Origin of the sequence: Mycobacterium sp. NPDC050551 (assembly GCF_040674075.1) — a bacterium.
GTDB lineage: Bacteria > Actinomycetota > Actinomycetes > Mycobacteriales > Mycobacteriaceae > Mycobacterium.
Genome location: NZ_JBFARC010000004.1, coordinates 479,477 through 494,010, shown reverse-complemented (window position 1 = coordinate 494,010; position 14,534 = coordinate 479,477). Strand labels below are relative to the sequence as shown.

15 protein-coding genes are annotated in these 14,534 nt (G+C 68.5%); 2 read left to right on the top strand and 13 right to left on the bottom strand.

Annotation, left to right across the window (positions count from 1 at the left end):
* Positions 1-31: 31 nt before the first annotated feature.
* Together ripA and AB0K11_RS18875 are read right to left on the bottom strand one after the other, a co-directional pair.
* On the bottom strand, positions 32-1,441 hold the full coding sequence (gene ripA / locus AB0K11_RS18880) for an NlpC/P60 family peptidoglycan endopeptidase RipA (protein ID WP_364979878.1): 1,410 nt from the start codon (positions 1,439-1,441) through the stop codon (positions 32-34).
* Positions 1,442-1,671: 230 nt separating this feature from the next.
* Positions 1,672-2,265 carry a DUF6676 family protein gene (locus AB0K11_RS18875; RefSeq protein WP_364979875.1) on the bottom strand — a complete coding sequence of 198 codons (594 nt, stop codon included), beginning with the start codon at positions 2,263-2,265 and terminating at the stop codon, positions 1,672-1,674.
* Positions 2,266-2,479: 214 nt separating this feature from the next.
* Between AB0K11_RS18875 and acnA the strand changes: the two genes are divergently transcribed.
* Together acnA and AB0K11_RS18865 are read left to right on the top strand one after the other, a co-directional pair.
* Complete coding sequence (gene acnA, locus AB0K11_RS18870) at positions 2,480-5,296, top strand: aconitate hydratase AcnA (RefSeq protein WP_364979872.1); 2,817 nt, start codon at positions 2,480-2,482, stop codon at positions 5,294-5,296.
* 35 nt (positions 5,297-5,331) lie between these two features.
* Positions 5,332-5,895 carry a helix-turn-helix domain-containing protein gene (locus AB0K11_RS18865; RefSeq protein WP_364979869.1) on the top strand — a complete coding sequence of 188 codons (564 nt, stop codon included), beginning with the start codon at positions 5,332-5,334 and terminating at the stop codon, positions 5,893-5,895.
* 3 nt (positions 5,896-5,898) lie between these two features.
* Here AB0K11_RS18865 and AB0K11_RS18860 read toward each other — a convergent pair whose 3' ends face one another.
* The 11 genes from AB0K11_RS18860 to sufD form a co-directional block, all read right to left on the bottom strand.
* Complete coding sequence (locus tag AB0K11_RS18860; RefSeq protein WP_364979866.1) at positions 5,899-6,093, bottom strand: helix-turn-helix domain-containing protein; 195 nt, start codon at positions 6,091-6,093, stop codon at positions 5,899-5,901.
* Positions 6,094-6,197: 104 nt separating this feature from the next.
* Entirely contained in the window at positions 6,198-7,826 is a 1,629-nt protein-coding gene (locus AB0K11_RS18855) for an ABC-F family ATP-binding cassette domain-containing protein (protein WP_364979863.1), read from the bottom strand.
* Between the two features lie 125 nt (positions 7,827-7,951).
* A complete protein-coding gene (locus AB0K11_RS18850; RefSeq protein WP_364979860.1) occupies positions 7,952-8,776 on the bottom strand; it encodes an enoyl-CoA hydratase in 825 nt (274 codons plus the stop codon).
* A gap of 42 nt (positions 8,777-8,818) precedes the next feature.
* Positions 8,819-9,184, bottom strand: coding sequence for a thioredoxin (gene trxA / locus AB0K11_RS18845; protein ID WP_364979857.1), 366 nt, complete (start codon positions 9,182-9,184; stop codon positions 8,819-8,821).
* A gap of 67 nt (positions 9,185-9,251) precedes the next feature.
* Positions 9,252-9,881, bottom strand: coding sequence for a hypothetical protein (locus AB0K11_RS18840; protein ID WP_364979854.1), 630 nt, complete (start codon positions 9,879-9,881; stop codon positions 9,252-9,254).
* A gap of 9 nt (positions 9,882-9,890) precedes the next feature.
* A complete protein-coding gene (locus AB0K11_RS18835) occupies positions 9,891-10,421 on the bottom strand; it encodes a hypothetical protein (RefSeq protein ID WP_364979850.1) in 531 nt (176 codons plus the stop codon).
* A 48-nt stretch (positions 10,422-10,469) separates the two neighbouring features.
* The gene (locus AB0K11_RS18830) at positions 10,470-10,805 is read right to left on the bottom strand and encodes a metal-sulfur cluster assembly factor (protein ID WP_264013834.1); all 336 of its coding nucleotides are present in this window, start codon (positions 10,803-10,805) and stop codon (positions 10,470-10,472) included.
* Positions 10,802-11,254 (bottom strand): Fe-S cluster assembly sulfur transfer protein SufU, encoded by a 453-nt coding sequence (sufU, locus tag AB0K11_RS18825; RefSeq protein ID WP_364980493.1) that lies wholly within the window; start codon positions 11,252-11,254, stop codon positions 10,802-10,804. Before sufU ends, AB0K11_RS18830 begins: the two co-directional genes overlap by 4 nt.
* Positions 11,255-11,267: 13 nt before the next feature.
* The gene (locus AB0K11_RS18820) at positions 11,268-12,536 is read right to left on the bottom strand and encodes a cysteine desulfurase (RefSeq protein ID WP_364979846.1); all 1,269 of its coding nucleotides are present in this window, start codon (positions 12,534-12,536) and stop codon (positions 11,268-11,270) included.
* Between the two features lie 8 nt (positions 12,537-12,544).
* Positions 12,545-13,318, bottom strand: a complete 774-nt coding sequence (gene sufC, locus AB0K11_RS18815; RefSeq protein WP_364979843.1) for a Fe-S cluster assembly ATPase SufC — start codon at positions 13,316-13,318, stop codon at positions 12,545-12,547.
* Position 13,319: 1 nt separating this feature from the next.
* Positions 13,320-14,510 (bottom strand): Fe-S cluster assembly protein SufD, encoded by a 1,191-nt coding sequence (gene sufD, locus AB0K11_RS18810; RefSeq protein ID WP_364980490.1) that lies wholly within the window; start codon positions 14,508-14,510, stop codon positions 13,320-13,322.
* Positions 14,511-14,534: the final 24 nt, after the last annotated feature.

The window sequence follows — 14,534 nt, the reverse complement described above, 5'->3', positions numbered from 1 at the left end:
AAAGTATTGCGGAAGAACAGGAGCACTCGGTTCACCACTCGATGAGACGGGTCACGTATGGCGTCATACCGCTCGTCCGGACTGCGGAGACCTTGACGTGGGAACCCGTGTAGGGCGCCTCCAGCATCTGGCCGTTGCCGAGGTACATCGCCACGTGCTGGCTGGCGTTGGGTCCGTAGAAGATCATGTCGCCCCGGCGCATCTGCGATGACGGCACCTTCTGGCCCGCGTTGTACTGCGAACCCGAGTAGTGGTCGAGCTTGATGCCGACACCGGCGAAGCCGTACAACATCAGACCGGAGCAATCGAACCCCACGGTGCCGGCGCCGGAGTCGATCCCACGGCTCGGGCCGTTGGCGTTGCCGCCGCCCCAGGAGTAGGGCACGCCCATCTGCGACCCCATGCGTTTGATGACGTACTCGGTGGCCTGCCTGCCGTAGACGCGTGGGATCGCGCCGTTGGTGTAGCCGGTTGGCGTGGGCAGCAGGCCCATCTTCTGCAGGAAGCCGCGACCCATCTGCTGGGTGAGCTGAGCCGACGTCGACGAGATGCCGAGCACCGTGTTGATGATCGCGATCGGGTCGCCGCTGACGAACGCGCTGGGGATCGCCGGCAGGGTGGGATCCCACGCGGTGTCCCATTTCGCGCCTCCGGGCGCCGTCGCTGCGGCGCGGTCCCAATTGCCCGCGGGATCGGTGTTGCGGGCGAGCGGCGCAGGCGTGCCCGCGGGCGCCGGTCCGGGATTCGCCGCCCTGGCCTGCTCGAGCCGCGCCTGGGCGGCACTCCGCTCGGCGGTCAGCCGGGTCAGCTCGGCCTGCTGGGAGCCGAAGGTGCCCTGAGCCTGGGTCAGCTCCGTGACCGCGGCATCCTGGCTGACCTGTGCAGCGGCCGCGGCATCGTCGGCCTTCTGCTTGGCCAGCCGTGCCGCCGACTCCCTGTTCACCTGTTCGGTGCGGGCCCGCTGCAGATTCGCGAGCACCTGCTGCGAACTCGTCGAGAGTGCCTGGCCGGTGGCGGCGGTGGAGATGACGTCCGCCGGGTCGGACGCCGTCAGGTAGGAGCTCGACGGGCCGTTGACGTAGGTGGCCGCCGCGAAGGTGTCGAAGCGCTTCTGGGCGGCGGTGATGGCGATGTTGGCGTCCTCGATGCCGGTGCGGCTCGCCTCGACCTCGCGCTGTGCGGCGGCGGCCGCGTCGCGGGCGGTCTGGACGTCGACGATCGCCTTGTTCACGCTCTCCTGCTGGGCCTGCACGGCGGCGCCGAGTTCCTGCAGTTCCTGATTGGCGTTGGCGACCTCCGCCACCAGGCTGGCGACTCCGGGGGCGCCGTTGGGGTCCGCCGCGGCCACCGGGCCACTCCACAGTGCGGTGGCGAGCAGCATGCCCGCAGCGAGGGGCAGTGCGCAGATCCGGTACGCCGAGGCGCGAGAGAAGGTTCTCATGTCGACTCAGGTCTCCTCGAGATCAACGGACGCGCGGCGATACGCAGTCACAGCGGCACCTCTGATCGCGTCAGTCACATCCTGCACAACTGCATCAATAGGCACCGAACGCACCGTACGTCACAATGGACGCTAAAGAAACTTAAGTCACAAATTACAAGCATGTAATTGAATTGGGCGTGACCGAATTGTGATGTTTGTAATTTGCCGCCATCACTGCGGCACAACCACTAGGGCTGCTGCACAACACTTTCCGTGTTTCGACGTGCATGAGCACGTTTGCCGCGTATCTGCAGCAACCGCGTGGCAACGGTCGCCGCGAGCACCCCGACGACAAGCACAATCGTCAATGCCGTCCAGGGGAAATCCCCGGTTTGCAACTGGCTGACGAAATTGGCGGACGACTGCACCGGGTCGCCCGTCTTGGCGAGGTCCTGGCCCGCCTCGAGCGTGACGCGGTCGAACGTCGTGCTGTACGTGCCGGCATAGGAGGGGCTCAGGACGAGCACCGTCGAATCCGGGTAGACCTCGCCGATCTCGGTGGCGACGTCGCGCAGTGGCGTGTCGATCGCGGGGTTGCGGTCCAGGACGACGACCTTGAGGTCGATGCCGTCGGCCCGGGCGTCGGTGACCACCTGTTGCAGCGCCGCGACCTGTTCGGGCGATGCTCCCCGGGCGCTCACGCCGTCACCGTCCACGTCGGCGCGGACGATGTCGACGCACGTGGCGATGGCTCCGGGTTGCGCGGGGTCCACGCCGACGGTCTGACACAACTCCTGCGGGATGAAGGCGGGCAGGAACGGCGGCACGTGAGGTCCGGTCACAGGAGGAAGGTACCGAATCGAGTCGGCGGGCAGGAGCGAAGCGACCCGGGGTGAGTCCCCGGCACGAGGGTGGGTACCCGTCCGGTGGCACGCACCACCGGGGGCGACGAGACTGGACAAACCCCCCTTGGGTTCTTTGCAGGACAAGCGTACTGTTAGAATCGGAACGCCGCCGACACAGCCCGTCGCGGCACGTTGACAGCCGGGAGTTGAAGTGAGCAGCAAGGATTCGGTGAATTCGTTCGGAGCCCGCGACACGCTGACAGTCGGGGACAAAAAATACGAGATCTACCGCCTCGACGCGGTGGAGGGCACCGACAAGCTGCCCTACAGCCTCAAGGTGCTCGCGGAGAACCTGCTGCGCACCGAGGACGGCACCAACATCACCAAGGACCACATCGAGGCGATCGCCAAGTGGGACCCGGAGGCCGATCCCAGCATCGAGATCCAGTTCACCCCGGCGCGCGTCATCATGCAGGACTTCACCGGTGTGCCGTGCATCGTCGACCTGGCCACCATGCGTGAGGCCGTGGGCGACCTGGGCGGCGACCCGCAGCAGGTCAACCCGCTGGCGCCGGCCGACCTGGTGATCGACCACTCGGTGATCGCCGACCTGTTCGGCACCGCGAACGCCTTCGAGCGCAACGTGGAGATCGAGTACGAGCGCAACGGCGAGCGCTACCAGTTCCTGCGCTGGGGACAGGGCGCCTTCGACGACTTCAAGGTCGTCCCGCCCGGCACGGGAATCGTCCACCAGGTCAACATCGAGTACCTGGCCAGCGTCGTCATGGAGCGCGACGGGGTCGCCTACCCCGACACCTGCGTCGGCACCGACAGCCACACCACCATGGAGAACGGCGTCGGCGTGCTGGGCTGGGGCGTCGGCGGCATCGAGGCCGAGGCCGCCATGCTGGGCCAGCCGGTGTCGATGCTCATCCCCCGCGTCGTCGGCTTCAAGCTGTCGGGCGAGCGCCGCCCCGGCGTGACCGCCACCGACGTGGTGCTCACGGTCACCGAGATGCTGCGCAAGCACGGCGTGGTCGGCAAGTTCGTCGAATTCTACGGTGAGGGCGTCGCCGAGGTGCCGCTGGCCAACCGGGCCACGTTGGGCAACATGAGCCCCGAGTTCGGCTCCACCGCAGCCATTTTCCCGATCGACGAGGTGACGATCGACTACCTGAGGATGACCGGTCGCAGCGACGAGAAGCTGGCGCTGGTCGAGGCGTACGCCAAGGAACAGGGTATGTGGCACGACCCATCCCGCGAGCCGAAGTTCTCCGAGTACCTGGAACTCGACCTGGCCGACGTGGTGCCCTCGATCGCCGGGCCCAAGCGCCCGCAGGACCGCATCGCACTCGACGACGCGAAGTCGGCGTTCCGCAAGGACATCCACAACTACGTCGAGAACGGCAACTCCGCCGAGCACTCCAACGTCGACGAGGCGGTCGAGGAGACGTTCCCGGGCAGTGACCCGGTGTCGCTGTCGTTCGCCGACGAGAAGTCAGTGGACGCGCGACCCTCCGCTGCCAACGGCGCCGAGGGCCGGCCCACCAAGCCGGTGAAGATCGAATCCGCCGAGGTGGGCAACTGCATCATCGACCACGGCGCGGTGGTGATCGCGGCGATCACGTCCTGCACCAACACCTCCAACCCCGAGGTGATGCTCGGTGCGGCGCTGCTGGCCAAGAACGCCGTCGACAAGGGCCTGACCACCAAGCCGTGGGTGAAGACCACGATGGCGCCGGGTTCGCAGGTGGTCACCGACTACTACGACAAGGCCGGGCTGTGGCCGTATCTGGAGAAGCTGGGCTTCTACCTGGTCGGCTACGGGTGTACCACCTGCATCGGTAACTCCGGTCCGCTGCCGGAGGACATCAGCAAGGCGATCAACGACGCCGACCTGTCGGTCACCGCGGTGCTGTCCGGCAACCGCAACTTCGAGGGCCGGATCAACCCCGACGTGAAGATGAACTACCTGGCCTCCCCGCCACTGGTCATCGCCTACGCGCTGGCCGGCACCATGGACTTCGACTTCGAATCCGACCCGCTGGGCCAGGACGACGACGGCAACGACGTGTTCCTCAAGGACATCTGGCCGACGCAGCAGGACATCACCGACACCATCGCCTCGGCGATCAACACCGAGATGTTCGTCAAGAACTACGCCGACGTGTTCAAGGGCGACGAGCGGTGGCGCAACCTGCCCACCCCCAGCGGCGACACGTTCGACTGGGACCAGGATTCGACGTACGTGCGCAAGCCTCCGTACTTCGACGGGATGCCCCCCGAGCCCGAGCCGGTCACCGACATCACCGGCGCCCGCGTCCTGGCACTTCTGGGCGACTCGGTGACCACCGACCACATCTCGCCGGCGGGCAGCATCAAGCCCGGCACCCCCGCGGCGCAGTACCTCGACGAACACGGCGTGGACAAGAAGGACTACAACTCCTACGGGTCGCGCCGCGGCAATCACGAGGTGATGATCCGCGGCACCTTCGCCAACATCCGGCTGAAGAACCAGTTGCTCGACGACGTGTCCGGCGGCTACACCCGCGATTTCACCCAGGACGATGCGCCGCAGGCGTTCATCTACGACGCCGCGCAGAACTACGCGGAGCAGGGCACTCCCCTGGTCGTGCTGGGCGGCAAGGAGTACGGCTCCGGGTCGTCGCGCGACTGGGCGGCCAAGGGCACGTCGCTGCTCGGTGTGCGGGCGGTGATCGTCGAGTCCTTCGAGCGCATCCACCGGTCGAACTTGATCGGCATGGGCGTGATCCCGCTGCAATTCCCCGAAGGCGAGTCGGCGGCGTCGTTGAAGCTGGACGGCACCGAGACCTTCGACATCACCGGGATCGAGGACCTCAACGAGGGCAAGACGCCCAAGACAGTGCACGTCAAAGCCACCAAGGACGGTGGCGATCCCATCGAGTTCGACGCCGTGGTGCGCATCGACACCCCCGGGGAGGCGGACTACTACCGCAACGGCGGCATCCTGCAGTACGTGCTGCGCAACATGCTGCAGTCCAAGTAGCACGTGCCGGCGAGCGCTGCACGAGGAGTTGACCCTTGCCGCGGGTAACGGACGACCATCTGGCGGCCCGCCGCCGCCAGATCCTCGACGGCGCTCGACGCTGCTTCGCCGAGAACGGATACGAGAACGCGACCGTGCGGCGGCTCGAACAGACCATCGGGCTGTCGCGCGGCGCGATCTTCCATCACTTCCGGGACAAGGACACGCTGTTCTTCGAACTGGCCCGTGAGGACGCCGAGCGGATGGCGGAGGTGGCGTCGCGCGAGGGCCTCATCCAGGTGATGCGCGACTTGCTGGCGGCACCCGAACAGTTCGACTGGCTGGCCACCCGGCTGGAGATCGCGCGCAAACTCCGCAACGATCCCGCCTTCCACCGGGGGTGGTCGGAGCGGTCGGCGGAGTTGACCACGGCGATCACCGAGCGGTTGCGTCGCCAGAAGCAGGCCGGCCGGTTGCGCGACGACGTTCCCAGCGAGGTGCTGCACATGTACCTGGATCTGGTCCTCGACGGCATCGTCGCACGACTCGCGTCAGGCGACGACCCCGAGAAACTCAGCGCGGTGCTGGACCTCGTCGAGGCGTCGGTGCGGCAGAAGTGATCGTCAGCTGGCGCGGCGGGTCCGGTGATTCGGCCCGCCCCGGCTGCGCATCGTGACACCCGCTTCGCGCAGCATGCTGTGCACCGACCCGTAGGACCGCCCCGTTTTGGTCACCAGGGAGCGAATGCTCGCTCCGCTCTCGTATGCGCTACGAAGCTCCGTCAGCAACTGCTCCCGGGACTTGTTGGCATCTTTCATCGACATCTCCCCGCCGTGTTAGCCCCGACCGTCCCGTCGAGTACCCAGGTTAGGAACTGTCAACCAGGAGGCGGGGCGAATTCCACAAAGGGTTCGCTTTCTGGCTACGCCAGTTCGATGAGATCGCGGTACTCGTCGGACCAGAAGTCCTCGGTGCCGTCCGGCAACAACACCACCCGCTGCGGGTCGAGGGCCTCGGCGGCGCCCGGGTCGTGCGTCACCAGCACGACGGCGCCGACGTAGCTGCGCAGCGCGTCGAGCACCTGTTCACGCGATGCGGGGTCGAGGTTGTTCGTCGGCTCGTCGAGCAGGAGGACGTTCGCCGTGGACGCGACCAGTCCGGCGAGCGCCAGTCGGGTCTTCTCGCCGCCGGAGAGTGTGCCGGCCGGCTGGTCCAGCTGCGCACCGCTGAACATGAACGCGCCCAACAGGCCTCGCAGATCCTGTTCGCCGGTGTCGGGGGCGGCATAACGGATGTTCTCCCACACCGAGGCGTTCCCGTCGATGGTGTCGTGCTCCTGGGCGAAGTATCCGATCTTCAGGCCGTGGCCGGGTTCGATGGCACCGGCGTCGGCTTTCTCCACCCCGGCCAGGATCCTCAGCAGCGTCGTCTTGCCCGCACCGTTGAGGCCGAGTACGACGACGCGCGAGCCCTTGTCGATCGCCAGGTCGACGCCGGTGAAGATCTCCAGCGAACCGTAGGTCTTGGTCAGCCCCTTGGCCACCAGCGGCGTCCGACCGCACACCGCGGGCGTCGGAAACCGGATCTTCGCGACCTTGTCGGCCACCCGCTCGTCGTCGAGCTCGGCGATCATCCGCTCCGCGCGGCGCAGCATGTTCTGCGCGGCGACGGCTTTGGTGGCCTTGGCGCCCATCTTGGCGGCCTGGGTACGCAGCGCGGACGCCTTCTTCTCCGCGTTCGCCCGCTCCCGGCGGCGACGCTGCTCGTCGGTGGCGCGGGCGTCGAGATACTTCTGCCAGCCCATGTTGTAGACGTCGGCCTCCCCGCGCACCGCGTCGAGGAACCACACCCGGTTGACGACGTCGGCGAGCAGGTCCACGTCGTGGCTGATCACCACGAGCCCACCGGAGTGGTTCTGCAGGAAGGCGCGCAACCAGCCGATGGAGTCGGCATCGAGGTGGTTGGTCGGCTCGTCGAGCAGGAGCGTGGTGTCCGATCCCGAACCCGTGTCGGACGCCGCGAAGAGGATGCGAGCCAGTTCGACCCGCCGTCGCTGACCGCCGGACAGCGTCCGCAGTGGTTGCGTCAGGATCCGTTCGGCAAGGCCGAGGCTCGCGCAGATCCGCGCCGCTTCGCTCTCGGCGGCGTAACCACCCAGCGCGGCGAAGCGCTCCTCGAGCTGACCGTAGCGACGCACCGCCTTGTCCCGGGTGGCGTCGTCGGCGACCTCGGCCATCAGAAGCTGTTGCTTCTCCAGGTCGGCCAGCAGGGTGTCCAGACCCCGCGCCGAGAGCACCCGGTCGCGCGCCAGCATGTCGAGGTCACCTTCACGAGGATCCTGTGGCAGGTAACCGATCTCGCCGGTCCTGGCGATCGTGCCGGCGTACGGCTCGCCCTCGCCGGCCAGGATGCGCATCGTGGTGGTCTTGCCCGCGCCGTTGCGGCCCACCAGACCGATGCGGTCGCCCGGCTGCACGCGCAGCGCGGCGCCGTCGGTGGAGAGCAGGGTGCGCGCCCCGGCGCGGACCTCGAGGTCCGTTGCGGTGATCACGGCTGCTCCTAAGCGGGGTGCTGATGTGGTGAGTTCACGGTTAGCCGTGAGCCCATCAAGGGTAGTCGCAGCCCGGCCGGAGACGCCAACCCGATGACCGCCGTCACACCGCCCCGGGGAAGCGACTAGGGCTTGTCGTCGGTGAACACCGCCGGGCGTTTCTCCGCACGCGCGGCGACCGCCTCCTCGAAGTTGGCGGTCAGCAGGCGCACGAACAGCTGCCCCAGTCCCTCGGCCTGCATGTGTCCCTCGAGGCTGCCTGCGTCCAGCCCGGACCACAGCGTGCGCTTGGTCAGCTCGACACCGGGACGGGAGAACGCGGCGATGCCCTGGGCTATGTCGAAGCACGCCTCGAGCAGCTCGTCCTCGGGCACCGTGCGGGACACCAGGCCGATCCGCTCGGCTTCCGCGCTGTCGACGTCACGGCCGGTGAGCATGATCTCGAACGCCCGCGACGAGCCGATCGCGCGGGGCAGCAGGTAGGACAGCCCCAGCTCGCTGGCCGTCAGGCCGTTGTTGATTCCCGCGGCGCGGAAGTAGGCGCCGGTGGCCGCGACGCGGATGTCGGCGGCCAGCGCCAGACACAGCCCACCGCCGATCGCGGCGCCGTTGACCGCCGCGATCACCGGCTGGTGGAGCTTGCGCAGCGCCAGGATCACCTCGTCGAGGACCTCCATGGACCGCAGGGCGAACGTCGGCCGGGTGAGCCCGTCGATGTGCGGCACCGAGCCCGCCGACTTGTGGTCGGCGCCCGAGGAGAAGCCCCGTCCCGCTCCGGTGAGCACCACGGCGCGCACCGAGTTGTCGTGGCTCAGCTCGGCGAGCACGTCGCGCAGCGGAACCATCACGTCGAACGCCATCGAGTTCATGCGTTCGGGCCGGTTGAGCGTCACCAGCGCCACCTGCGGGCGCGGCCGGTCGACGAGGACGAACTGCTGTGCTTCGGTCACCCGAGCACGCTATCGCGGGGCCAGGCGCGAGCCCCCGGGCAGCTAGGCCTGCGCGCCGTCGTCCTGGGCGGCGATCGCCGCGTCGACGTCGAACTCCCTGACCTTCTGCACCAGATCCTCGAGAGCCGCCGGCGGTAGCGCGCCGGCCTGGTTGAACACCAGCTTGCCCTTCTTGAAGACCATCAGGGTCGGGATCGAGCGGATGTCGGCGGCCTGCGCCAGCTCCTGCTCGGCCTCGGTGTCCACCTTGGCGTGCACGACGTCGGGGTGCTTCTCGGCCGAAGCCGCGAAGGTGGGCGCGAACGCGCGACACGGCCCGCACCACGACGCCCAGAAATCCACCAGCACGATGTCGTTGTCGTTGATGGTGTCGTTGAACTGTTCTGCGGTGATGTCTTGCGTTGTCACGACTGTCCTAACGTTGGGTTCCACATGCTTGTTCCCGCCGGCCGGCCGGTTCACGCCTGCCTGCGGGTCAGCGGTCGGAGGCGCGGGCGCGGCCCTCGGCGAAGAAATCCGCGATCCGCCGGGACAGTTCGTCCACGTCGTCGGCGGGGTCGAGGGCCAGCAGCGCCCCGAACGGTGCGTTCCAGAACGGGCCGTGCCGTGCGGTCCACGGGCCGACGTAGGCATAGGGCGTGGGGTGTTGGTCGTCGCCGGCCGAGACGCCGTAGTTCACCTCGCCCTCGGTGACCGCGACGTCGAAGTGCTCCGGCCAGAGCACCGGATGCTGTTCGGGCAGAGCGTGTTTGATGGCGAAGCCACCGGCGTAGAGGCTGCGGTACAGCAGATCGGCCGCCGCCGGGTCGATGTCGAGCACCGCGTCGGCGGCCAGTGGGTCGACGATGTCGTAGACACCTTCGGGCGGACCCGCCGTGATGCCCGCGGCGGTGGCGAGCGCACCGACCGGACCGGCCAGCGCAGCGCTGCCCTGCGGCCACACCAGCTCCGTGCCCTCCACGGCGATCGGCAGCGAGACACCGGTGAAGCCGTCGGGCCGCACCGCCAGGCGGATGGTGCCCGCCGCGCGATGCTGCGGACCGGCGATCAGGCTCTCGGCGACACCGCGCAGCTGCCTGCGGGTGGCGACGTAATCGGGGCTCATACGAAATGACTACCCGCCCGCGGCGCGATCCGCGTTGGCCAGCAGGTGCCGCTGCCGCCGCGGCCACCAGAACACCTCCAGCAGCAGCAGCGCGAGATAGATCGCCGAGACCACGGCGTTGCCCCAGGTGCCGTAGAACGCGTCCCACACAGCCATCACCACCCCGACGACGAGGACCAACGGGATCAGCCAGCGGTACGGCCGGGCCGTCTCGGCAGCCGCGCGCATACCCGATCCGTACTCGGCGAGCGCCTGCGCGAGGCGCGGTGATCCGACCGGTTCGCCACGGCGTGCGGCGCGGGCGACGGCCACCCGCTCGTCGCCGGTGAGCGCCGCGGCGCCCGGCCAGAACCGCGCCATCCGGCGTTGCATCACGATGCCATAGGCCCCGCCCACGACGACGGTGACGACCACGCCGGCCACGACCTGACCCGAGTCGAGCCAGGCGAGCACCCCGAGGAACACGCCGACGGCGGCGCCGACCGTCAGCGCCCGGGCGACGGGTCCGCCGCGCCACACCGCCGCAGGTACGGTGACCATCCGGTCATTGTGCCCCGGTGCGGCCGGCTGACCGGCAGATTCGACGCGTCAGACGGTGAAGCCGAGCGCCCGCAGCTGTTCGCGGCCGTCCTCGGTGATCTTGTCCGGACCCCACGGCGGATTCCACACCCAATTGATCTTGATCTCGTCGACCAGCCCTGCACCCACGAGTGCGTTGCGCGACTGGTCCTCGATCACATCGGTCAACGGGCACGCCGCCGAGGTCAGCGTCATGTCGATCAGCGCGACGTTGCCGCCGTCGCCCTCCTCGATGTTCAGCCCGTACACCAGGCCGAGGTCGACGACGTTGATGCCGAGTTCGGGATCGACGACGTCACGCATCGCCTCCTCCAGATCGGCCAACAGCTCATCGGGTGCGGTCATCCTGCCTCCTCGAATTCTTCTGACGCCTGCGCCAGCGCGGCCTTGAAAGCCGTCCAGCCCAGCAGCGCACACTTCACCCTCGCCGGGTATTTGGCCACGCCCGCGAACGCCACGCCGTCGCCGATCACGTCCTCGTCGCCCTCGACGGCGCCGCGCGACGACACCATCTCGGTGAACGCCGCGACGGTCGACAGTGCCTGGTCGACACTCTGGCCGATCACCTGGTCGGTGAGCACCGACGTGGCGGCCTGGCTGATGGAGCAGCCCTGACCGTCGTACGAGATGTCCTCGACCGTCCCGCCATCCTCCGACAGCGCCACCCGCAGCGTGACCTCGTCACCGCACGTCGGGTTCACGTGGTGCACCTCGGCGCCGAAGGGTTCGCGCAGTCCGCGGTGGTGCGGGTGTTTGTAGTGGTCCAGGATCACCTCCTGGTACATCTGCTCCATCCGCACGGTGCGCTCAATCCCGCCCGAAGAACTCGCCGGCCCGCTTGATCCCCGCGACCAACCGGTCCACCTCGTCGGGCGTGTTGTACACCGCGAAGGACGCCCTGGCCGTGGCGTGGATGCCGAAGCGGCGGTGCAGCGGCCACGCGCAATGGTGCCCCACCCGCACCGCGACGCCCTCGTCGTCGAGCACCTGCCCGACGTCGTGGGCGTGCACGCCGTCGACGACGAAGCTCACCGGCGAACCACGGTCGGCCATGTCGGTCGGCCCGACGACCCGGACACCCGGGATGCCGGCCAGCCCGTCGAGGGCGGCTTCGACCAGTCGGGCCTCGTGCGCCTCGACGGCGTCCATCCCCAGCGCATCGAGATAGCGTGCGGCAGCGGCCAATCCGACGACCTGTGACGTCATCGGGGTGCCCGCCTCGAAGCGCTGCGGCGCCGGGGCGTAGGTGGTGGCCTCCATCGTGACGGTCTCGATCATCGACCCGCCGGTGATGAAGGGCGGCATCGCGTCGAGCAGCTCCCGACGGCCGTAGAGCACACCGATTCCGGTGGGGCCCAGCATCTTGTGCCCCGAGAACGCGGCGTAGTCGACGTCGAGCGCGTGGAAGTCGACGGCCTGGTGCGGCACCGACTGGCAGGCGTCCAGCAGCGTGAGCGCGCCGACCTGCTTGGCCCGCGCCACCAGCTCGGCGACCGGGGCGATCGCGCCGGTGACATTGGAGTGGTGGCTGAACGCGACGATCTTCACGCGCTCGTCGAGCTGCAACGAGTCGAGGTCGATGCGCCCGTCCTCGGTGACGCCGAACCAGCGCAGCGTGGCACCGGTGCGGCGGGCCAGCTCCTGCCACGGGATCAGGTTCGCGTGGTGCTCGAGTTCGGTGGTGACGATGACGTCGCCGGGTCCGACGGCACGGCCCTCGAACCTGTTGTCCCCCAACGCGTACGACACCAGGTTGATCGACTCGGTGGCGTTCTTGGTGAACACCAGCTCGTCGGTGTCGGCGCCGACGAAGGCCGCGATGTCGGCGCGGCCCTGCTCGTAGGCGTCGGTGGACTCCTCCATCAGCTGGTGCGCACCGCGGTGCACCGCACCGTTGAACATGGTGAGGAAGTCACGCTCGGCGTCGAGCACCTGCCGCGGCTTCTGCGACGTCGCACCGGAGTCGAGGTAAGCCAACTGGTTGCCGCCGCGCATCACCCGCGACAGGATCGGGAAGTCCGCCCGAACCGTCTCGAGGTCCACCGCCAGGGCCGGGCGTTCCGTGGAGGCCGTCATCGCGCCGCCTAGGATCCCGCCGCCGGAGCGTGGGTGAAGCGTTCGTAGCCGTTCTCCTCGAGCTCGTCGGCCAGCTCGGGGCCGCCCGACTCGATGATCCGGCCACCGACGAACACGTGCACGAACTGCGGCTGGATGTAGCGCAGGATCCGGGTGTAGTGCGTGATGAGCAGCACGCCGCCGTTCTCGGCCTCCGCGTAGCGGTTCACACCCTCGCTGACGATGCGCAGCGCGTCGACGTCGAGACCCGAGTCGGTCTCGTCGAGGATCGCGATCTTCGGCTTCAGCAGCCCGAGCTGCAGGATCTCGTGACGCTTCTTCTCGCCGCCGGAGAAGCCCTCGTTGACGCTGCGCTCGGAGAAGGTCGGGTCGATGTCGAGGTCGCTCATCGCGGTCTTGACCTCTTTGACCCAGTGCCGCAGCTTCGGCGCCTCGCCCCGCACCGCGGTGGCCGCGGTGCGCAGGAAGTTCGACATCGACACCCCGGGCACCTCGATCGGGTACTGCATGGCCAGGAACAGTCCAGCCCTGGCGCGCTCGTCGATGCTCATCTCCAGGACGTCCTCGCCGTCCAGGGTGATCGAGCCGGACGTCACGGTGTACTTGGGGTGCCCGGCAATCGCATACGACAGCGTCGACTTGCCCGAACCGTTGGGCCCCATCACCGCGTGGGTCTCCCCCGACTTCACGGTGAGGTTGACGCCCTTGAGGATCGGGATGTCGGTCCCGTCCTCGGCGGAGACGACGGAGACGTGCAGGTCCTTGACTTCCAGTGTGGTCATGTCAGCTACTTCTCGATTCCGTGATCGCTAGTTCTCGTTCGATGGCTTCGGTGAGGCGCTCGCGCACGGCGGGGACGGCGATCTTGGCGATGATCTCGCCGAAGAATCCGCGCACCACCAGCCGGCGGGCCTGCTCCTCGGGAATGCCGCGCGCCCTCAGGTAGAACAACTGCTCGTCGTCGAAACGCCCTGTGGCGCTTGCATGTCCGGCGCCGACGATCTCGCCCGTCTCGATCTCCAGGTTCGGCACCGAGTCGGCGCGGGCCCCGTCGGTCAGCACCAGGTTGCGGTTGACCTCGAAGGTGTCGGTGCCGGTGGCCTCGGCGCGGATCAGCACGTCGCCGATCCACACCGTGTGCGCGTCGGGCCGGTCGGAGTTCGGATCGCCCTGCAGTGCGCCCTTGTAGAGCACGTCGGACTTGCAGTTGGGCTGCGAGTGGTCGACGAGCAGTCGCGACTCGAAGTGCTGGCCGTCGTCGGCGAAGTAGGTGCCGAGCATCTGGGCTTCGCCGCCCGGGCCGGTGTACCGCACCGTCGCGGTGGTGCGCACGACGTCCCCGCCGAGGGTGACGTTGACGTGTCCGAGCACGGCGTCGCGGCCCAACCGGGCGTGATGCGCGCTGACGTGGACCATGTCGTCGGCCCAGTCGGCGATCCAGATCACCCCGACGCCTGCGGAGTCGCCGACGAGGATCTCGACGTTGTCGGCGTAGGTTCCGCTGCCGCGCAGGTCGACGACGACGATGGCCCTCGCCAGTTCCTCGACGCGGATCTGCAGGTGTCCGTACGCCACCGCGCCCTCGCCCGGGCCGTTGACGACGACCTCGATCGGCTCGGCCACCTCGGTGTCGCGCGCGACCGTCACGATGGTCGCGGACTCGAACGACGAGAACGCTTGCGCCGCAACACGATCAGCGGGCACCCCGGCCTGGCCGAGCCGGTCGTCGCCGCGCTGCACCGTCTCGACCGTCACGCCCGGCCGCTCGGTGACCTCGATCGCGGCGCGCCCGGTCGCGGGAGCCGAGCCGTCGTGCAGCCCGCGCAGCCGCCGCAGCGGGGTGAACCGCCACAGCTCGTCGCGGCCGCCGGGCACCTCGAAGGCGGCCACGTCGAACGACGCGAACTGCTCGCCCTTGTTGGCGCCGGCGAGGGCCGAGCCCGGCTTCGCGCCTCCCTCGACGGCGGTGGTCAGGTTGGTATCAGTCACTGCCTGTTC